Origin of the sequence: Bacillus sp. JJ722, from assembly GCF_036963345.1 — a bacterium.
Taxonomy (GTDB): domain Bacteria; phylum Bacillota; class Bacilli; order Bacillales; family DSM-1321; genus Bacillus_AD.
Genome location: NZ_JBALMO010000068.1, coordinates 13,221 through 33,726, shown reverse-complemented (window position 1 = coordinate 33,726; position 20,506 = coordinate 13,221). Strand labels below are relative to the sequence as shown.

Annotated in this window: 23 protein-coding genes and 1 pseudogene; all 24 read left to right on the top strand. The window is 34.0% G+C overall.

Translation table 11 applies throughout. The annotated features are described in order from the left end of the window. The first annotated feature begins 29 nt into the window (after positions 1-29). The 24 genes and pseudogenes from V7014_RS09980 (at position 30) to V7014_RS09865 (ending at position 20,483) form a co-directional block, all read left to right on the top strand. Positions 30-1,352 (top strand): flagellar hook-length control protein FliK, encoded by a 1,323-nt coding sequence (locus tag V7014_RS09980; RefSeq protein ID WP_335506677.1) that lies wholly within the window; start codon positions 30-32, stop codon positions 1,350-1,352. Positions 1,353-1,362: 10 nt separating this feature from the next. Next, a complete protein-coding gene (flgD, locus tag V7014_RS09975; RefSeq protein ID WP_335506647.1) occupies positions 1,363-2,025 on the top strand; it encodes a flagellar hook assembly protein FlgD in 663 nt (220 codons plus the stop codon). 14 nt (positions 2,026-2,039) lie between these two features. After that, positions 2,040-2,432, top strand: coding sequence for a TIGR02530 family flagellar biosynthesis protein (locus V7014_RS09970; RefSeq protein ID WP_335506645.1), 393 nt, complete (start codon positions 2,040-2,042; stop codon positions 2,430-2,432). A 70-nt stretch (positions 2,433-2,502) separates the two neighbouring features. Next, positions 2,503-3,306, top strand: coding sequence for a flagellar basal body rod protein FlgG (flgG, locus tag V7014_RS09965; RefSeq protein ID WP_335506643.1), 804 nt, complete (start codon positions 2,503-2,505; stop codon positions 3,304-3,306). 50 nt (positions 3,307-3,356) lie between these two features. Then, a complete protein-coding gene (locus tag V7014_RS09960; protein WP_335506641.1) occupies positions 3,357-3,581 on the top strand; it encodes a flagellar FlbD family protein in 225 nt (74 codons plus the stop codon). Continuing rightward, the gene (gene fliL, locus V7014_RS09955; RefSeq protein ID WP_335506639.1) at positions 3,568-3,999 is read left to right on the top strand and encodes a flagellar basal body-associated protein FliL; all 432 of its coding nucleotides are present in this window, start codon (positions 3,568-3,570) and stop codon (positions 3,997-3,999) included. The genes V7014_RS09960 and fliL overlap by 14 nt, the downstream gene beginning before the upstream one ends. 50 nt (positions 4,000-4,049) lie before the next feature. Next, positions 4,050-5,051: a flagellar motor switch protein FliM gene (gene fliM, locus V7014_RS09950; protein WP_335506637.1), complete on the top strand. Its 1,002-nt coding sequence runs from the start codon at positions 4,050-4,052 to the stop codon at positions 5,049-5,051. After that, positions 5,041-6,261, top strand: a complete 1,221-nt coding sequence (gene fliY / locus V7014_RS09945) for a flagellar motor switch phosphatase FliY (RefSeq protein ID WP_335506635.1) — start codon at positions 5,041-5,043, stop codon at positions 6,259-6,261. Before fliM ends, fliY begins: the two co-directional genes overlap by 11 nt. A 19-nt stretch (positions 6,262-6,280) precedes the next feature. After that, the gene (locus tag V7014_RS09940; protein ID WP_335506633.1) at positions 6,281-6,643 is read left to right on the top strand and encodes a response regulator; all 363 of its coding nucleotides are present in this window, start codon (positions 6,281-6,283) and stop codon (positions 6,641-6,643) included. A 156-nt stretch (positions 6,644-6,799) separates the two neighbouring features. Continuing rightward, positions 6,800-7,465 (top strand): flagellar biosynthetic protein FliO, encoded by a 666-nt coding sequence (locus V7014_RS09935; protein WP_335506631.1) that lies wholly within the window; start codon positions 6,800-6,802, stop codon positions 7,463-7,465. After that, on the top strand, positions 7,458-8,123 hold the full coding sequence (gene fliP, locus V7014_RS09930) for a flagellar type III secretion system pore protein FliP (RefSeq protein ID WP_335506629.1): 666 nt from the start codon (positions 7,458-7,460) through the stop codon (positions 8,121-8,123). The genes V7014_RS09935 and fliP overlap by 8 nt, the downstream gene beginning before the upstream one ends. A 13-nt stretch (positions 8,124-8,136) precedes the next feature. Continuing rightward, positions 8,137-8,406, top strand: coding sequence for a flagellar biosynthesis protein FliQ (gene fliQ / locus V7014_RS09925; RefSeq protein WP_335506627.1), 270 nt, complete (start codon positions 8,137-8,139; stop codon positions 8,404-8,406). A 4-nt stretch (positions 8,407-8,410) separates the two neighbouring features. Then, entirely contained in the window at positions 8,411-9,187 is a 777-nt protein-coding gene (gene fliR / locus V7014_RS09920; RefSeq protein ID WP_335506625.1) for a flagellar biosynthetic protein FliR, read from the top strand. After that, positions 9,188-10,272: pseudogene (gene flhB, locus V7014_RS09915) on the top strand (flagellar biosynthesis protein FlhB). Between the two features lie 121 nt (positions 10,273-10,393). Next, the gene (gene flhA, locus V7014_RS09910) at positions 10,394-12,430 is read left to right on the top strand and encodes a flagellar biosynthesis protein FlhA (protein ID WP_335506622.1); all 2,037 of its coding nucleotides are present in this window, start codon (positions 10,394-10,396) and stop codon (positions 12,428-12,430) included. Continuing rightward, positions 12,430-13,605 (top strand): flagellar biosynthesis protein FlhF, encoded by a 1,176-nt coding sequence (gene flhF, locus V7014_RS09905; protein ID WP_335506620.1) that lies wholly within the window; start codon positions 12,430-12,432, stop codon positions 13,603-13,605. The genes flhA and flhF overlap by 1 nt, the downstream gene beginning before the upstream one ends. After that, positions 13,589-14,455 (top strand): MinD/ParA family protein, encoded by an 867-nt coding sequence (locus tag V7014_RS09900; RefSeq protein WP_335506618.1) that lies wholly within the window; start codon positions 13,589-13,591, stop codon positions 14,453-14,455. The genes flhF and V7014_RS09900 overlap by 17 nt, the downstream gene beginning before the upstream one ends. Positions 14,456-14,464: 9 nt before the next feature. Continuing rightward, positions 14,465-15,553 (top strand): protein-glutamate methylesterase/protein-glutamine glutaminase, encoded by a 1,089-nt coding sequence (locus V7014_RS09895; RefSeq protein ID WP_335506616.1) that lies wholly within the window; start codon positions 14,465-14,467, stop codon positions 15,551-15,553. A 20-nt stretch (positions 15,554-15,573) separates the two neighbouring features. After that, complete coding sequence (locus tag V7014_RS09890) at positions 15,574-17,631, top strand: chemotaxis protein CheA (protein ID WP_335506614.1); 2,058 nt, start codon at positions 15,574-15,576, stop codon at positions 17,629-17,631. Positions 17,632-17,679: 48 nt separating this feature from the next. After that, positions 17,680-18,153 carry a chemotaxis protein CheW gene (locus V7014_RS09885; protein ID WP_335506612.1) on the top strand — a complete coding sequence of 158 codons (474 nt, stop codon included), beginning with the start codon at positions 17,680-17,682 and terminating at the stop codon, positions 18,151-18,153. A 2-nt stretch (positions 18,154-18,155) separates the two neighbouring features. Continuing rightward, positions 18,156-18,797: a chemotaxis protein CheC gene (locus V7014_RS09880; protein WP_335506610.1), complete on the top strand. Its 642-nt coding sequence runs from the start codon at positions 18,156-18,158 to the stop codon at positions 18,795-18,797. Continuing rightward, the gene (locus V7014_RS09875; RefSeq protein WP_335506608.1) at positions 18,790-19,287 is read left to right on the top strand and encodes a chemotaxis protein CheD; all 498 of its coding nucleotides are present in this window, start codon (positions 18,790-18,792) and stop codon (positions 19,285-19,287) included. The genes V7014_RS09880 and V7014_RS09875 overlap by 8 nt, the downstream gene beginning before the upstream one ends. Beyond that, positions 19,287-19,619: a hypothetical protein gene (locus V7014_RS09870; RefSeq protein ID WP_335506606.1), complete on the top strand. Its 333-nt coding sequence runs from the start codon at positions 19,287-19,289 to the stop codon at positions 19,617-19,619. Before V7014_RS09875 ends, V7014_RS09870 begins: the two co-directional genes overlap by 1 nt. A gap of 99 nt (positions 19,620-19,718) precedes the next feature. Beyond that, the gene (locus V7014_RS09865) at positions 19,719-20,483 is read left to right on the top strand and encodes a FliA/WhiG family RNA polymerase sigma factor (protein ID WP_335506604.1); all 765 of its coding nucleotides are present in this window, start codon (positions 19,719-19,721) and stop codon (positions 20,481-20,483) included. Positions 20,484-20,506 lie beyond the last annotated feature (23 nt).

The window sequence follows — 20,506 nt, the reverse complement described above, 5'->3', positions numbered from 1 at the left end:
TTTGAAAGGAGGTGAAATGAGTGAACGTAATGATGTTGGCACCAAGTCAAAGTAAAGCATTAAATGTATCTACAGCTTCGAAAGGAGAAGGCGTTTCTTCGACAAGCAAGTTCGGCGATGTTTTATCCCAAACGCTTAAGCCTTCTGAGGGAGAATCGATGGATGATAGTGGTGTGTCATCTGAACAAATGGAGAAAATTACTTCCTTACTAGATTTCTTGAAGCTCGACGATATAACTGATATTGAACATGGTGAAGAATTGGCTAATGAAATAATGGGTAGTATGAATGAACTTCAAAACCACCCATTGTTAGCGGAAATATTAGGGGGAAATGGTCAAGAAGAACTGCTTGCATCCCTAATTGGTATGAATGAACTAAACCCTAATGATGAATTAATGGCATCTTTAAATTCTATTAATGATGAATCTGGACAAAAACTAGATTTAATCCAACATTTAGGAGATGTTGTTGATAAATTGTTAGGTGAAATGAAAAATCTTGCATCTATGAATGGATCGATACAGAATGCAGACAGTGTTCTGAAGTTCAGTAAGATTTTTACATTGTTAAAAAATAAAATAGATTTATCAAACAAGCAGTTGGAGCAATTGGATGCTTTAAAACATTCTCTTGAAAAAGTTGTCATGAAGTTGGATCAAATATTAGGTACTTCTGTTAAAGGTAATTTTGCGACGATTTTTAATCGTCAAAGGTCTCTTGATGCACAATTACAACTTCAAAATGTGAATTCCTTTAATAATTTGAAACAAGACGTGGGTATTCAAACTCTTAAGCAAGCTGGTATGACTTCTGGCATAGTAAATTCTTCAGGAAATGAAAGTATTACAACGCATAATCCATTTATAACAATGTCTAAAGTAGAACAATATGTACTAACTGTTCCGACCACTAGGACACCTGTAAATCAAGAAGAGTTCATGAAAGCTTTTGAAAATTTATTAAGTAAAGCAAAGTTTTCAAATAGTAATGGAATTCAAAAGTTATTTATCAAGTTAAACCCAGAAAGTTTAGGTTCATTACGAATTGAGCTTGTTCAAAAAGATGGGATGATGATGGCGAAAATTATCGCGTCCACAAAAGGAGCAAAAGAACTTTTGGATTCTCAATTGCAAGGTCTGAAACAGTCTTTTGTTAACCAAAATATTCAAGTTGAAAAAATTGAAGTTTCACAATCATTTACTAATTTGTCTCAAGAAAGAAACTTGCAGAAGGAACAAAATCAGCAACAAAATCAGCATAAAGAACAGCAACAAGTAGTAGATGAAGAAGAAGTGAAGGATGATTTCCAAAATCAATTTAAGGAAGCTTTAATACAAGCAGAAATGTAGGTGAGAAAACATGGCAAGTATTGATCCTTCTTATTATTTATCTAATAATCAACAAGAACAGCGGAAAAATAATGGAAGTGTATTAGGAAAAGATGAGTTTTTAAAAATACTAATGGTCCAGCTTCAGAATCAAGATCCGATGAATCCGATGGACGATAAAGAATTTATTGCACAAATGGCTCAATTCTCTACTTTGGAACAGATGACAAACATGGCAGTCAGTTTTGAAAAATTAGCAAATGTACAGATGCAGAGTCAAATGATAGCCTACAATGAATTTATTGGAAAAGAAGTAAAATGGCATAAAATAACTTACGGTGACAAAACGGAAGAATATCCAGAGGGTAAACCGAGTGTTCAAGAGGGAACAGGTGTGGTTTCAAAGGTTCAATATAAAGATGGATCAGTTATATTTGAATTACAGGATGGTACTCAACTTGAACCTGGGAATATTTCAGAGGTAATAGACAGTTCTTCTAGCTCTGGTGGTGCAAGTAATAATCTAATACAGGCGAGTGAATTAATAGGTAAATCTGTAACTTGGAAGAAGGATGAAACAGAACAATCAAGCATAGTGAAATCCGTATCCTATAAAGATGGAAAAGTAATGTATGAACTATCTGATGGAACCCAATTGACTGCCAATCAAATAATTAAGATTTCATCTGTGTAAGGGGTGGAATATTGATGAAAACAAATTTTCATCCGTTTCAACCCACTCCAATTGTTACAAGTAAAAATGTACATCAGTTAAATCAAAATAACAATAGAGTTAAGGGACGCTTTGCTACTGAGCTTCAACAAAGTATTAATAACTCATCAAACAGTTTAAGTATTAGCAAACATGCCCAAACACGAATGCAACAAAGAAACATAGAAATACACCCTGAAATGTGGGCGAAAGTTGAAAAAAGAATAAGTGAAGCAAAAAAATTGGGAGTAAAGGATTCACTTGTTCTGTTGAATAATGCTGCATTGATAGTAAGTGCAAAGAACAATGTTGTGGTAACTGCTATGGGGCGTGAAGAAGCTAGTTCACAAATCTTCACTAATATTAATGGAACAATACTATTAGATTAATGGCTGGACCTTATTAGGAGGCCGATGATCGTGGATTGACAGAAGCGGTCAGTACGAAAGGAGAAAAAACATGCTACGTTCGATGTATTCAGGAATTAGTGGTTTGAAAAACTTTCAAACAAAACTAGATGTAATAGGTAATAATATTGCTAACGTTAATACTTTTGGTTATAAGAAGAGTCGGGTAGTTTTTAAAGATTTAATAAGTCAAACAGCACAAGGAGGAACAGCATCTAATGAAACAACGCGTGGTGGAACAAATCCAATGCAAATTGGCTTAGGTGCTCAATTAGGAGCAATCGATACTATTCACACTGAAGGGAATTCGCAATTTACTGGGAGACCATTAGATTTTAAGATAGCTGGAGATGGATATTTCATAGTTGGTGCAGATGGAGATACAAATCCTAGTTATACAAGAGCTGGGAATTTTTATATCGATGACAAAGGTGCTTTAGTTAACGGAGATGGTTTATACGTTTTACAAGATGATTTCACAAAAATAACAATTCCAGAAGGCGCCACAAGTATGTCCGTTGGGAAGGATGGAGTTGTGACTGTTATAGATGCAAATGGAACTGAACCTGTACCAATTGGAAGAATTGGGTTAGCTAAATTTAATAATACAGGTGGTTTATTGAAAACTGGTAGTAATTTATTTAAACCTAGTCCAAGTTCAGGTCCAGCGATTATTGATGAAACTGTAAGAGCAACTCTCGGTACAATTGAATCAAGCATGCTCGAAATGTCCAACGTAGACTTATCTGAAGAATTCACAGAGATGATCGTAGCACAACGTGGTTTCCAAGCAAATACGCGTATCATTACAACATCAGATGAAATACTTCAAGAACTAGTAAACTTGAAACGATAATGTGAGGGAGGGGTGGAGCTGAGGGCGCATGTTCTCTAGCTCCACATTACATGATTAAAGTTACAAGGTTAAACGGAAAAAGCTATAATATCAATGCTTTATACATAGAAATGGTTGAGAGTAATCCTGATACAACAATAACACTATCAAATGGTAAGAAATATGTAGTGAAAGAATCAGAACAAGAGATTTTGCAATCTATACATAGCTATTATAAATCTATTTCAATGTTTGGTCGTCCGGAAACTATGGGGGGTTACGATGAAGAAGAATAAGCTTTTGGTGATAATGCTGGGGATACTAATTGCGATTACTTTAGCTGGAGTAGTTGCACTTGTAATCATTTTGAAAACAGATGGAAGTGCTGCTGAAGGTAAAGAGCCTTCTGCTGATGAACTTGTAAAGGTTTCGGTAGAAGTACCGGAGATAACAACGAATCTAGCTGATAATGGTTTTATCAAAATAAAATTCACAATTCAAGCAAATAACGAGGATGCAAAAACAGAATTAGAGAAACGTAATTTCCAAGTACAAAATATTATAATAGCAGAGTTATCAGAATTAAAAGCAGAGGATTTTAAAGGTAAAAAAGGACAAGAGAATTTGCAAGAAAAATTAAAAACGAGAATAAACAGCATAATGCAAACAGGAAGTGTAGAACAGGTATATATTACCTCCTCGATTATCCAATAAAGATTGCTGCTCGAGCTTTAATTTTTTGCGATATTGGGAGGTGAGGATCGTTGTCTAGCGAAGTGTTATCACAAAAAGAAATTGATGCTTTACTTTCTGCCATCTCAACTGGTGAGATGAATGCAGAAGAATTAAAGAAAGAAGATACAGAAAGAAAAGTAAAAGTTTATGATTTTAAAAGAGCTTTACGCTTTTCGAAAGATCAAATTCGAAGTTTAACTCGTATTCATGAGAATTTTGCTAGGTTATTAACTACTTTTTTCTCTGCACAATTAAGAACATATGTGCAAATAACTGTTGCTTCGGTAGATCAAATTCCATATGAAGAATTTATACGTTCTGTTCCGAAAATGACAATTTTGAATGTATTTGAAGTACCTCCATTAGATGGAAGAATTGTTATGGAGGTTAATCCACATATTGCTTATGCTATGATGGATCGAGTGTTAGGTGGTAGAGGAGCAAGTGTAAATAAAGTAGATAGTTTAACAGAGATTGAAACGAAGATTATGTCTAACTTGTTTGAACGAGGAGCTGAAAATTTACAAGAGGCATGGGCAAATATAATAGACATTGATCTTATACTATCCGAATTTGAAGTGAATCCACAGTTTTTACAGATGGTTTCACCAAATGAAACAATTATTGTTATTTCTTTAAATACACAAATTGGTGAAGCGACTGGAATGATTAATATATGTATTCCACATGTTGTTTTAGAACCAATTATTCCTAAGTTGTCTGTACATTATTGGATGCAAACATCAAAGAAAGAAAGACAACCTGATGAAATAAACGTTTTAGAGAAACGAATTAAAAGGGCTGAACTACCTGTTGTAGCCGAAATTGGAACAACAGAAATTTCAATACGTGATTTCTTGTTGCTTAATATGGGAGATATTATAGATTTGAATACTCATTTGGAGAGCCCTTATTTGATAAAAGTAGGAGATACGCCTAAATTTATTGGTCAACCTGGATTGGTTGGTAAAAAAATGGCCATCCAAATTTTAGATACCTTTAGGGGGGGAGACGACGAAGATGATAAGTGAAGATATGTTATCTCAAGATGAAATTAATGCTTTATTAAATGGCTTAAACGACGATGATGACCTTGGGGTAGAAACTCCTCCTATTAGTGAATATTTGAGTCCTGTTGAACAAGATGCGTTGGGTGAAATTGGAAATATTTCTTTTGGGAGCTCTGCTACTGCACTGTCTACATTATTAAGACAAAAAGTAGATATTACTACTCCAACAGTTACATTGATAGATCGTCAATTTTTGAAAGAAGAGTTTCCACATCCGTATGTGGCAATTCAAGTAAACTATACAGTTGGTTTTGATGGTTTGAATTTACTTGTAATTAAACAAAGCGATGCTGCAATTATTGCGGATTTGATGCTTGGTGGGGATGGAAGAAATCCGTCTGATTTATTAGATGAAATACAATTGAGTGCAGTACAAGAAGCTATGAATCAAATGATGGGATCTGCTGCAACATCTATGTCTACCATATTCAATAAGAAGGTGGATATTTCACCACCTAGTATTGATTTATTGAATATACACACAGGACAAGGAGAAGATAGTATTCCTCCTGATAATTTATTAGTCAAGGTTTCTTTTAGATTAAGAATAGGTGATTTAATAGATTCTAATATTATGCAATTATTACCTGTGAAATTCGCTAAGGATTTAGTGAGTGAACTAATGCAAACAACATCTGAAGTGGAAGAAGTACAATTGAACGAACCGGTAGCATCTCATACTGAATCATCTATAGAAACAATGAATACTTATGTTGAACAGGCGGTAAGTCAAGAACAATACATGACACCACCAGGAAGTATACAGCAACAAAGTATACCGCAACAAAGTGTGCCGCAACAAAGCGTACCGCAGCAATACGGTTCACAATATGCTCAACCATCTCAACCGGTTAACGTTCAACCAGCAAGTTTTTCAAGCTTTCAACCGTATCAATTACAGGAATCTGAAGCTAAAAATCTTGATATGCTTTTAGATATTCCATTACAAGTAACAGTTGAACTAGGTAGAACAAAGAAAACAGTGAAAGAAATATTAGAACTTTCCAGCGGCTCCATTCTGGAATTAGATAAATTAGCAGGGGAACCAGTTGATATCCTTGTTAATAATCGCTTAATTGCTACTGGTGAAGTTGTGGTAATTGATGAGAACTTTGGTGTCCGAGTAACAGATATTATAAGTCAAACGGACCGAATTAAAAAATTAAGATAATGCATGGGGGTAACTGTAAATGGCTCAAAGAATTTTAATCGTAGATGACGCAGCATTTATGAGAATGATGATTAAAGATATTCTTACAAAAAATGGTTTCGAAGTGGTAGCTGAAGCTGCAGATGGAGTGCAAGCAGTAGAGAAATATAAAGAGACACAACCAGATTTAGTAACGATGGATATTACAATGCCTGAAATGGATGGTATTACTGCATTAAAGCAAATCAAACAAATCAATCCAGCTGCAAAAGTAATAATGTGTTCAGCAATGGGGCAACAAGCAATGGTAATTGATGCGATTCAAGCTGGAGCACGTGACTTTATTGTAAAGCCATTCCAAGCGGATCGTGTTCTTGAAGCAATTAATAAAACATTAAGTTAATTCTATTAAGTTTTACACCCCTACTTTAAGAATTGTTTAATAGTTCTTAAGTAGGGGACACCTTTCCATAAAATATTTTTACATCTTTTAATATGTTGAGAAACTTCTTAACTAATATTTCAATATATATTCAACGGTAAGAGGGAGTAAGTAATTTTGACTTTCATAACAAAATTGATTAAAGCGTTCGGTATTGTGATTTTTCTATCATTTTCATACTTAGGTGTTGTTAGCGCTGAGGAAATAGATCAATCTGTAAAAGATGCTTATACTAATCCAGATAAATCTAAAGAGGAAAAGTCTGAAGATAAAACGTCTTCAGAGAATGCTATAAATACTAAAACCTCTTCAACAAGCTTTACTTTTTCAGATTTTTTTCGCATGATTGCTGCAACTATCTTTGTAGTTGCGCTTCTTTATTTTATGCTTCGCTTTTTGAATAATAAGAACAAAGGATTTCAAAGAGATAAAATAATAATAAACTTGGGTGGTACAAGCTTAGGGAGTAATAAGTCCATTCAAATTGTTAAAATTGGTGGGAACATTTATGTTTTAGGTGTTGGAGAAGATGTACAACTTCTCACACAAATTACAAATGAGACTGAAATTGAACATATATTATCTACTTACAACCAAACAGTAGATCAAAAATTAGTTCCCTCAGATGTATTAACAAAGTGGTTAAAAAAAAATAAAAATGAATCAGATAATAATAATGATCAATTTGCCGAACAATTAAAACAGCAGTTAAATGAAATGAAAAATAATCGTAAACAATTACGTGAAGAAATAGAGAAGAAGGTGAACACTGATAATGAATGAGTTTATGGAATTCTTTAATAACAGTGATCCTTCTAATGTATCTACGTCAATTAAATTAATGCTTGTATTAACGGTTTTATCGCTAGCTCCTAGTATATTAATTTTAATGACTTGTTTTACTAGAATTATTATTGTATTAGGTTTTGTTAGGACCTCGTTGGCAACGCAGCAAATGCCTCCTACACAGGTGTTGATTGGTATTGCATTGTTTATGACATTTTTTATAATGGCACCGACATTTCATGAGGTGAATGAACAAGCTTTAACTCCTTTGTTTAAGGAAGAGATTAATTTAGAACAAGCGTATGAAAAGGCATCGGTCCCACTTAAAGAATTCATGAGCACCCATACGAGACAGAAGGATTTAGAATTATTTCTTTCCTATGCAGAAATGGAACGTCCAGAAAGCATCAAAGATATCCCATTAACTGCATTAGTACCCGCGTTTGCAATTAGTGAAATTAAAACAGCATTTCAGATAGGATTTATGATTTTTATCCCGTTCTTAGTTATAGACATGATTGTCGCCAGTGTTTTGATGTCTATGGGTATGATGATGCTGCCACCTGTTATGATTTCATTACCATTTAAAATATTATTGTTTGTGTTAGTTGATGGTTGGTACTTAGTAGTGAAATCTTTATTACAAAGCTTTTAGTTGGTGAGAAAAAATGAGTCCAGAATTTGTAATTAATGTAGCAGAAAGAGGTATTTACACGGTTTTGATTATCAGTGGACCACTTCTTATACTTGCTCTTGTTATTGGTTTAATAGTCAGTATTTTTCAGGCAACTACGCAAATTCAAGAACAGACGTTGGCGTTTGTTCCAAAAATAGTTGCAGTATTATTAGGTATGATTCTTTTCGGTCCGTGGATGTTAACACATATGATTTCATATGCTACCGAGATTTTTTCCAATCTAAATAGGTTTATAGGGTAATCGAATGGATGCAATGATTCCTTCATTATCTGGATTTTTATTAGTTCTTGTGCGAATAACATCGTTCTTTGTAACGATGCCAATATTCTCATATAGAACAATACCAGCAACTCATCGTATTGGATTAAGCTTTTTTTTGGCTTGGATTATGTATTATACAATTGAAATTCCCGATATAGCATTCGATGAGACATTTATTTTACTCGTTTTAAAAGAAGCTTTGGTTGGATTAATGATTGGTTTTGTTGCGTACATGATCTTAACTGCCATTCAAATAGCTGGTGGTTTTATTGATTTTCAAATGGGTTTCGCAATAGCGAATGTAATTGATCCACAAACAGGCGCACAAAATCCATTAATGGGTCAATATTTACACACTATAGCGCTTTTGTTTTTGTTAGCTACTAATGGTCACCATCTTTTATTAGATGGAATATTTTACAGCTACAAATTTATTCCTATTGATCAAGGCTTTGCGCTTTTTGGAAATCAAGATTTATTGGAGTTTGTAGTTAAAAGCTTTAACCAATCGTTTATTATAGCTTTCCAAATGGCTATTCCAGTCGTAGGTAGCTTGTTTATCGTCGATATAGCTCTTGGTATTCTGGCTCGAACAGTGCCTCAATTAAATATATTTGTTGTTGGTATACCTATTAAAATAGCAGTAAGCTTTCTTGTTTTACTAATTGTAATTGGTGTAATGATGACAGTTGTAGGACACTTGTTTGAATATTTACTAGTGACGATGAGAGGTTTAATGGAACTGATTGGAGGAGCATAAATGGAATGGCTTTCACTTGATTTGCAGTTCTTTTCTGGTGAGAAAACTGAAAAAGCTACACCAAAGAAACGACAAGATTCAAGGAAAAAAGGGCAAGTGGCTAAAAGCCAGGATGTCAATACAGCAATTGTGTTGTTGGTTGGTTTCGCCTTGCTATCTTTTCTAGGTGGTTACTTAAAAGATATTGTTCTTGAAATTTATCGAGTTTCATTTGAAGAATTTATGTTGATGCCATTAACAGAAGCAAATCTACATATTATATTTTTGAGAATGGTGGAGAAAGCAGCATATTTTATGGCACCTATAATGGTGGCAGTTCTACTTGGTGGTGTGATAGCCAATTATATTCAAGTAGGTTTTCTGTTTTCACCTGAGTCGATTCAATTTAAGTTAAGTAAAATAGACCCGATTCAAGGGTTTAAAAGAATTTTTTCTTTAAGGGCAATAGTAGAACTATTAAAATCTATTTTAAAAATTTCATTAGTAGGTTTAGTAGTGTTTTGGGTTATTTGGGGTAGGATGGATGAAATATTAATTCTTTCACAAAAATCGGTAGGGGCAGCATTTGCGACTATAGCAGATATTACAGTTAAAGTTGGACACTTTATGCTTCAATAGTTTTGTTGGTATTGGCAATCTTTGATTATATGTATCAAAAATATGATTTTGAGAAAAATATTCGAATGTCTAAGCAAGATATTAAAGATGAACATAAAAACATAGAAGGTGATCCATTAATAAAATCAAGGATTAAGCAAAGACAACGTGAAATGGCTATGCAAAGAATGATGCAAGAAGTACCCCATGCAGATGTGGTAATAACAAATCCGACGCACTTTGCTGTAGCAATTAAATATGATGAAAACAAAATGGATGCGCCTTATGTTGTTGCAAAAGGTGTGGACTTTATTGCTCAAAAAATAAAGTTTATTGCTAAAGAGAATGATGTCATGACTGTAGAGAATCGTCCTTTAGCACGAGCACTTTATGATCAAACTGAAATTGGTCAAGTTATTCCCGAAGAATTTTTTAAAGCAATGGCCGAAATTCTTGCTGTTGTTTACAAGACAAAAGGTAAAATTTAACTTACTTTTGACGTGGATTTAATAGTATTGACCTTAAAAAAGTATATTAATAGTTGAATGTTCCGATTTTCCATTTCAGATGGACGTTTAATCTTATAAATGTTTGTTAGGAGAGAAAAAAATGAAAGCAAGAGATTTAACGGTTTTAATTTCTGTCATTTTAATAATTGCCATGCTTATTATACCTTTACCAACATGGCTTTTAAGTTTCCTTATTCTTTGTAATATTTCTCTTGCTCTTATTGTTCTGCTAACTACTATGAATATGAAAGAACCTTTAGAGTTTTCAATTTTCCCTTCTTTGCTCTTACTTATGACGTTATTTCGTTTAGGTTTGAATGTTTCAACAACTCGAGCGATTTTGACTCATGGTGATGCGGGTGAGGTTGTAGAGACGTTTGGTACGTTTGTTATCGGAGGAAATGTACTTGTCGGTATGGTAGTTTTCTTAATTTTAATTATCATCCAATTTATTGTTATTACAAAAGGTTCTGAACGTGTTTCAGAAGTAGCTGCACGTTTTACATTAGATGCTATGCCGGGAAAGCAAATGAGTATTGATGCAGATTTAAATGCAGGTTTAATATCGGATAAAGAAGCACGTGAACGACGTGAAAAAATAAGTAGTGAAGCAGATTTTTACGGTTCAATGGATGGTGCCAGTAAATTTGTTAAAGGGGATGCCATTGCAGGAATCATAATCGTTATCGTCAATTTAACAGTCGGAATGATTATCGGGGTAACCCAGTTAGATTTGAGTTTTGGAGAGTCCGCTACACATTTTGCCCTATTAACAGTAGGTGACGGAATTGTAACGCAAGTACCAGCGCTATTAATTTCTACTGCTACTGGTATTGTCGTTACGAGAGCAGCTTCCAACGGAAACTTGGGAGAAGATATTACGTCACAATTATTTGCTTATCCTAAGATGATGTATATCACGGGTGGAACGATCCTTATATTAGGTTTATTAACACCAATAAGCAGTTTGTACACGATGCCTATTTCGTTGCTTTTAATTATAGGAGGATATTTAATCGAACGTAAACCTGTTCAAGATCAGGAGGAACTAGAGGAAATTGAGGAGGAATTACACACGGATGAGATGAAAAGTCCTGAAAGTGTTGTTAATTTGTTAAGTGTAGATCCAATCGAATTTGAATTTGGTTATGGTTTAATACCTTTAGCTGATACCAATCAAGGCGGCGATTTGTTAGATCGAGTTGTTATGATTAGACGTCAGCTAGCAATAGAGATGGGATTAGTCATCCCAGTTGTAAGAATAAGAGACAATATTCAATTAAATCCAAATGAATATCGATTGAAAATAAAGGGCAGTGAAATGGCCCGAGGAGAACTTTTATTAGATCATTATTTGGCAATGAGTCCAGGAACCGATGATGATTTAATTGAAGGTATTGATACAATCGAACCATCGTTTGGGTTGCCTGCAAAATGGATTAGTGAGGATATGAAAGAGCAAGCTGAAATGTTGGGATATACAGTTGTTGATCCTCCAAGTGTTGTTTCTACTCATATTACTGAAGTAATTAAAGGTAATGCACACTTGTTAATTGGTAGACAGGAAACAAAACAATTAGTCGATCATTTGAATGAGACTTCACCTATTTTGGTTGAAGAGGTAACACCGAATCCGTTATCAGTTGGAGAAATTCAAAAAGTATTATCCAAGCTGTTAAAAGAAAAGATTTCAATTCGAAACTTACCAATCATTTTTGAAACGTTAGCAGATTATGGGAAAATGACGAATGATACGGATTTATTAACTGAATACGTAAGGCAGAATTTAGCTCGTCAAATAACACAACAATATTTAAGTGATGAAAAATCATTAAAAGTTATTACGATGTCAGGAAAGGTAGAAAAGATGGTTGCTGATTCTGTTCAACAAACAGAACAAGGTAATTTTCTATCTATGGATCCAAATGATACACAAGAAATATTGACGTCACTAGCTTCTAAACTGGAGGATTTAACACTCATGGACCAAGTTCCTGTCGTGATATGCTCTCCTGCTGTAAGAATGTATATAAGGCAAATGACGGAAAGATATTTTCCGAATGTCCCAATTCTATCTTACAATGAATTAGAAGCTGAAGTAGAAATACAAAGTGTAGGTGTGGTGAATGTGAGCTAATGAAAATAAAAAAATATCATGCACCATCGATGAATCAAGCTATGGAGCAAATTAGGCTGGAACTTGGCAAGGATGCTGTAATTTTAAATTCAAAAGTATTGTATTCTGGTGGATTTCTCGGTTTTTTCAAAAAAAGAAGTATAGAAGTTATTGCAGCAATAGATCCACAAGCAAATATTGAGCAAATTCCTTCAATAAAAGAAAAGCCGAGGAAGAGAAATGTTTCTATCACACCTTCGGAACATATCTTACATAACGTAGATCGTGACTTAGGCAAAAAGGAAACGACGCAACAACCGATGCAAGATACCGTCTTGAAGGAAATAAATGATTTAAAAAAAATCGTCAAAAACATCAATGTAATTAATAATAGTTCTCTATTAACTGGTAATATCAAGAAAACGGTGAATCTCTTGAAATACCAAGATATTGATAACGATGTAATAACTGAAATTATTATTTTGTTAGAAGAATCTATTGTTGATAATGAGATTTCGTATGAAGAATGTTTAGCTCTAACAAAAGAATACTTGTTATCTAAGCTACCTTCCGAACCTAGTTTATTGTTTCAAAAAAAATATATTAATGTAGTTGGTCCAACTGGCGTGGGGAAGACAACTACACTTGCAAAACTAGCGGCTGAAAGTGCATTGAAGCATCAAAAAAAGGTTGCATTTATTACAACTGATACATATAGAATTGCAGCAATAGATCAGTTAAAAACCTATGCGAAAATACTTAATGTTCCAATTGAAATTGCATATAATTTGGAGGATTTCAAAAAAGCTACAGAAAGGTTTTCGCATTATGATCTTGTTTTTATTGATACAGCAGGAAGAAATTTTCGAAATCCTGAGTATGTTGCAGACTTAAAAAATATTATTTCATTTGATGATGAGATGGAAACGTTTCTAGTTTTATCTTTAACTAGTAAACAGAGTGATATGGAAGTCATTTTACAACAATTTTCATTAATATCAATTTCGCATTTTATCTTTACTAAAATCGATGAAACAGCATCATACGGTGCGATGTTCAATATGATGGCAAACTATAAGATTAACACTGCTTATTTAACTAATGGTCAAAATGTACCAGATGATATTATGAAAGCCAAACCTAGCAACATAGTTGAAACTATTCTTGGAGCATGTGCAAATGAAAGATCAAGCTGAAAACCTTCGTATTCGAGTCCAACAAAATATTGCACAAAAGCATGCTAAGACACTTGCTGTTGTAAGTGGTAAAGGTGGAGTAGGAAAATCGAATTTTTCGTTAAACTTTTCCATTTTATTATCTCAAAAAGGCAAACGCGTGTTACTATTTGATATGGATATTGGTATGGGGAATATCAATATCTTACTAGGTAATATTACTCAAAAAACAATCGTGGATTATTTTCAACATGAAGTTCCTTTTCAAGATGTTATTACAAAAGTATCAGATAATATGTCGTTCATTTGTGGTGGAACAGGATTAGCTTCAATATTTACAATGAGTGAAACTCAATTTGAGCGATTTGTTAATGAGTTTTCAATGGTACAGAAGGAATATGATTATATTATCTTTGATCTAGGTGCTGGGATATCAAGTGAGTTATCGGATTTCTTAAAATGTGTAGATGAGATTGTTACAATTACTACACCAGAACCGACTTCTATTATGGATGCTTATTCAATTATTAAATATATACATTTATTAAATAAGCAACTTCCGGTTTACATTGTATGTAATCGGGCTCAGCGTGAGAAACAGGGCAGAGATACAATCATAAGGCTACAAAATACTGTAGCAAAATTTTTAGAAAAAGAGATTATTTCTTTAGGTTCCCTACCTGATAGCAGGGTGGTTGTAAAAGCAGTTACAGCTCAAACCCCTTTTTCAATACTAAATCCAAATGCTGATATTAGTGCAGCATTAAATAAATTAACTACTAGTTATTTATTAAATAATTTTAAGGAAGAACAATCAGGTGTGAAAAAATCCTTTCTAGATAAGCTGCAAAATTTTTTCATTGGAAGGTAGGTTAGTCCTATGGAGAAAATAAAAGTTCTCATTGTTGAAGATTCAGCATTTATGAGGAAACTCATTACGGATTTTTTATCAGAAGACGAGCGTTTTGAAGTAATAGGTACCGCTAGGAATGGTAAAGATGCCATTGAAAAAATTAAGAAATGGCAACCTAATGTTGTAACGATGGATATTGAAATGCCCATTATGAATGGCATAGATGCTTTGAAAGTAATAATGAAAGAGTGTCCTGTTCCTGTAATTTTTCTCTCTAGTGCTACGGATTTAGGTGCAGATAAAACATTCGTAGCTATGCAATACGGAGCATTTGACTTTATAGCTAAGCCTTCTGGTTCAATATCACTTGATTTACATAAAATTAAAGATGAATTAAAAGCAAAGATAACGGCTGCAGGGACAGCCAATATAGCTAAATTACAGAAAAGTACTGTAGTAGAGAATGATACAGAATCAAATACGAGAATTAGGACTATGATGAATCAAGTTCAGATTCAATCAACATTAGGATTATCATGGAAAGAAACAAAAAAAATCGTAGCGATAGGGACATCTACAGGGGGCCCGAGAGCACTGCAATGTGTTCTTACAAATCTCCCAAAAGATTTGAATGCTCCCATAGTAGTAGTGCAACATATGCCAGCTGGATTTACGAAATCACTAGCTAATCGCTTGAATAATCTATCGGAAATTTTTGTTAAAGAAGCAGAAGATGGAGAAGTTTTGAAAAAAGGTACTGCCTATATTGCACCTGGTGGTTATCATTTGAAAGTAATGAAGCGAGGAGGAGAACTAGTTGCTTCGCTTGATCAAACTCAAACAAGAAATGGTCATCGACCTTCCGTTGATGTATTATTTGAATCTTTGAGTGAAATAACGGATTATTCTACAATCGCCGTTATTATGACAGGTATGGGAAATGATGGTTCAAAAGGATTAGTAGCCTTAAATAAAATTCAACAGACAAAATGCATTGCGGAGTCAGAAGAAAGTTCAATAGTTTTTGGGATGCCAAAGGCAGCGATTGCTACTAATCTAGTTGATGTTGTAGAGAACGTCGAAAATATTGCTCAAGCAATAAATAAATATTGCTAAACTTTGAGGGGTGCTACTGTATGGATATGAATCAATATTTAGAGGTGTTTATTGAAGAAAGTAAAGAACACCTACAAACCTGTAATGAACAGTTATTAGAGTTAGAAAAAAACCCTGAGGATTTATCTATTATAAATGAAATCTTTCGATCTGCTCATACGTTGAAAGGTATGTCAGCGACAATGGGATATGAAGATTTAGCCAATCTAACTCATAAAATGGAAAATGTTTTAGATGCTATGCGTAATAATAAACTTACTGTAACAGCTGAAATTTTAGATGTGGTATTTGCTGCTGTGGATCATTTAGAAGAAATGGTTTTAAGTATTGCATCTGGTGGTGACGGTAAGAAGGATGTTTCAGAAACTGTTAATCAATTGTTGGCAATTGAAAAAGGTGAATCGCCAAATGTAAAGAATGAAGCTAAACAAGAAGTATCTGCAACGACAATTGAGAAACCAAGTAATACTTTAAAAAGCACATATGATGAATTTGAATATACGGTTCTTGAACAGTCTAAGGAACAAGGGTTTTCTAGCTATGAAATTACCGTTCATTTACGAGAAGACTGTCTATTAAAAGTTGCGCGAGTATTTATGGTATTTGAAGTATTAGAGAAATTGGGTGAAGTGATCAAATCAAATCCTTCATCTGAGCAGTTAGAGGAAGAACAGTTTGACTTAGAATTCACAATAACTTTTGTTACGAAAGAAACAGCTGATGAACTACGAGCAAAAATAATGAAAGTTTCCGAAGTTGATAAAGTGGACGTTCAACCACTTGAATTAGAAGCAATTAAGAATAAAGAAAGTCAGATAAGTGTTGAACCACCAAAAACTGTAAAAACGACTGAGGCTGACTCGGCACCAGTAAAATCAGTTAATGGTAATTCAAATGAGAAGAAGCAAGCTAATTCTAAAGCTGCTAATGTAAATAAAACGATTCGTGTAAACATAGAGAGATTAGATATTTTGATGAATCTGTTTGAAGAGTTAGTTATTGATCGCGGACGACTAGAACAAATTTCTCGAGAGTTAAACAATCAAGAATTGCACGAGACGGTTGAAAGAATGACTCGTATTTCTGGTGATTTACAAGCAATCATTTTGAATATGCGCATGGTACCAGTTGAAACAGTATTTAATCGTTTCCCAAGAATGGTTAGACAGTTAGCGAGAGATTTGAATAAGAAAATCCATTTAGAAATCATTGGTGCAGAAACAGAGCTTGATAGAACTGTCATTGATGAAATTGGGGATCCGCTTGTTCATTTGCTTCGTAACGCTTTAGACCATGGTATTGAAACACCAGAAGTTCGTATTGCTAATGGTAAAGAGGAAGAAGGAACTGTTGTTTTAAAAGCATATCATAGCGGTAATCATGTCTTTATTGAAATAGAAGATGATGGGGCTGGAATAAGTAGAGAACGTGTTTTGAAAAAAGCGATCTCTAAAGGTGTTGTTAGTGAACAGGTTGGAGCAACATTATCAGATCGACAAGTATATGAACTGATTTTTGCATCTGGTTTTTCAACTGCAGAGCAAATTTCAGACGTTTCAGGTCGAGGTGTTGGACTAGATGTTGTAAAAAACACAATTGAATCATTAGGTGGATCAGTTTCGATTGATGCAAAAGAAGGTGAAGGTAGTGTCTTCTCAATTCAATTGCCGTTAACACTTTCTATTATTTCAGTTATGCTTGTCGAAATTCAGAAAGAAAAATTTGCAATTCCACTCTCTTCTATTATTGAGACTGCAATTGTTAAGAAAGATGAAATCATGAATGCGCATAATCAAAGGGTCATTGATTTCCGTGGCAAGGTTGTTCCTTTATTAGACTTAAGTGAAATATTCGATGTACCTGTATATGAAGAAGTAGATGAGTATGTATCGGTTGTTATTGTTCGAAAAGGAGATAAAATGGCTGGTTTAGTTGTAGACTCATTTATTGGGCAACAAGAAATTGTTCTTAAGTCATTAGGAAATTATTTAACATCTGTTTTTGCTATCTCTGGAGCAACAATATTGGGAGATGGTCAAGTAGCATTAATAATTGATTGTAATGCACTTATTAAATAAAACGTAGGTTTGAAATGAATATACGTTTTGTATAAGGGGAGAATAGCTATGTCTCAAGAAATCGGATTATCCGACATGAAAGTTATTGTGTTTCAATTAAAGAAAAAAGAGTATGCAATTCCTGTTAATCAAGTTCGTTCTATTGAAAAAGTATTGCATATTACAAGAGTTCCCAATGCTGTGCATTATGTAAAAGGGGTTATTAACCTTCGTGGTGTAGTTACCCCAATCATTGATTTACGAGCTAGATTTGATCTTGAAGAAGAGGAATATACTGAAAGTACTAGAATAATCATTGTTTCGTTAGAAGATTTAGAGGTTGGCTTAGTAGTGGATGCAGCTAATGATGTAATTGATATTCCCAACGATAATATCGAACCACAACCAGAAGTTGTTGGAACGGATGAAGCTGAATTCATTACTGGAGTTGCCAAGCTAGAAAAGAGATTATTAATTTTAATAGATTTAGAAAAAATATTAGTTGCAGATAAAGTAGTAGACCGACACGGAGATGATAATTAACTATGTTTTCATTAGAGAATATATCTTCTATTCATCTTGATATATTGAAAGAAATTGGCAACATAGGAGCAGGTCATTCGGCGACAGCATTGTCTACTTTATTAGGTAAGAAAATTGAGATGAAGGTTCCAAGTGTTAGGGTAGTAACTTTTGATGAAATGATGGAATTAGCAGGTGGACCTGATAATGTTGTGGCTTGTGTTTTTTCTCGTATTGAAGGAAATGCTCCAGGTAGCATGTTTTTCATTTTATCCTTGGAGCAAGCCAATCATTTTATTCGAAATATGACGGGAGATCATAGCTTTCAATTTGCTCAACCGCCTTATCCAGATATTGCGTTATCCGCATTGCAAGAAATCGGAAATATACTATCAGGATCATACCTAACATCGTTGTCAAATTTTACGAATCTGAAGCTTATACCATCTGTACCCGCACTCTCTATTGAAATGGCGGGAGCAGTTATCAGCTATGGATTAATTGAATTGTCTAAAGTGAGTGATTACGCAATAGTAATTGATACCGCTTTAATTGAAGATCATGTATTAGATGTTAGTAGCGTCAACGGTCATTTCTTTTTACTTCCAGATCCGGATTCATTTGAAATTATTTTTTCTGCATTAGGAGTTCCTGTTAATGATTGAGAGTCTAAAAATTATTAAAGTTGGAATTGCAGACATGAATATTGTGCATCCGCCTTATATAATTCGAACTGCGGGCCTTGGATCTTGCGTAGGGGTAGTGCTTTATGACCAATGGAAAGAAATAGCGGGAATGGTCCATGTGATGTTGCCTGACTCTTCGCTTGCGAAAGAGGGGCAATTAAACGTGGCAAAATATGCAGATACAGGCGTTAGGGAATTAGTGAAAAGGTTGCAAAATGAAGGGGCTCGAGCTTCAATGCTGAAGGCCAAAATCGCTGGGGGAGCTCAGATGTTTCAGTTTTCTAATGGGAATGATCTTATGCGAATTGGACCGCGAAATCTTGAGGCAGTTAAAAAGGTATTAAATCAATTGAAAATTGATTTAATAGCAGAAGATTGTGGAGGAAATAATGGTAGAACAATTGAATTTAATCCGAAAACAGGGATGTTAACTATTAGAACGGTTAACAAAGGGGTTAAAGATTTGTAATGATAGGGTCATATAAAACAAATATCGTATTTGGATTGTTTGGTTTATTACTTTATGGTCTATTTTCATTTAGTTTACGTTTTCCTCTACAATCATTATTAAATGCCTTTATTACGTTTATTGTATTTTACTTATTTGCCTATTTAATAAGATGGCTTCTTGGAATCGCTCTTACAGAAAATAATAATAAAGATAAAAATGAAACGGTTGAAATTGGTATGAAAAACAATTCTATTTCACCTGAACAAAATCATAATGAAAAAGAAATTGTTAATGAAGAGCAAATCACATCCGTTTCTAACTATGTGAAAGATTTGATGAGAGAAGATTAATTTGTCAGCGGAGTCACAGCTTTGCTGGCTATTTTTTGAATATAATATTTGGAAAATATTAAAAATAACACTTACTCATGAGTGGTTAGGAGGGGAACAATGTCTCAAGTAGCTAATGAAGAAGAAATTCATCAATGGTATAAGTGGGTTGAATCAAAAGACCCACAAGCAGGAGATTTTTTGGCTAAAAAATACATGCCTCTCGTTTCCTATCATGTACAACGTATTTCTGTTGGTTTACCTAAAAATGTGTGTAGAGATGATTTAAGAAGTCTTGGTTTAATGGGATTATTTAACGCATTAGAAAGGTTTGACCCAGATAGAGATTTAAAGTTTGACACTTATGCATCATTTAGAATTAGGGGAACGATTTTAGATGGTTTACGGAAGGAAGATTGGTTACCACGCAGTTCAAGAGAAAAAACGAAAAAGATTGATAGCGTAATAGAGAAGTTAGAGCAATTAAACATGAGAACGGTAACAGCTGAAGAAATTGCTGCTGAATTAAATATAACTCCAGAAGAAGTTGTTTCAACACTTAACGAGAACTTTTTTGCCAATGTTATCTCAGTAGATGAAAATCCACTTGATCAGGAAGATAAAGATGGGAAAGGTTTTTTCTTAAAAGATGAAAAAGCTGTTCTTCCTGAAGAGAATGTAATACGTAAAGAATTGTACGAAGAATTAGAGAAGGTAATCTTGACACTAAATAAAAATGAGCAACTCGTTCTTCAATTATTTTATAAAGAAGAGCTTACATTAACAGAAATAGGCGAGGTAATGGATTTATCAACATCACGAATCTCACAAATACATTCGAAAGCGATTTTTAAATTAAGAAATATCCTTTCAAAAATAGTATAGGAGTTATAAAGGGGAAAGAGAGG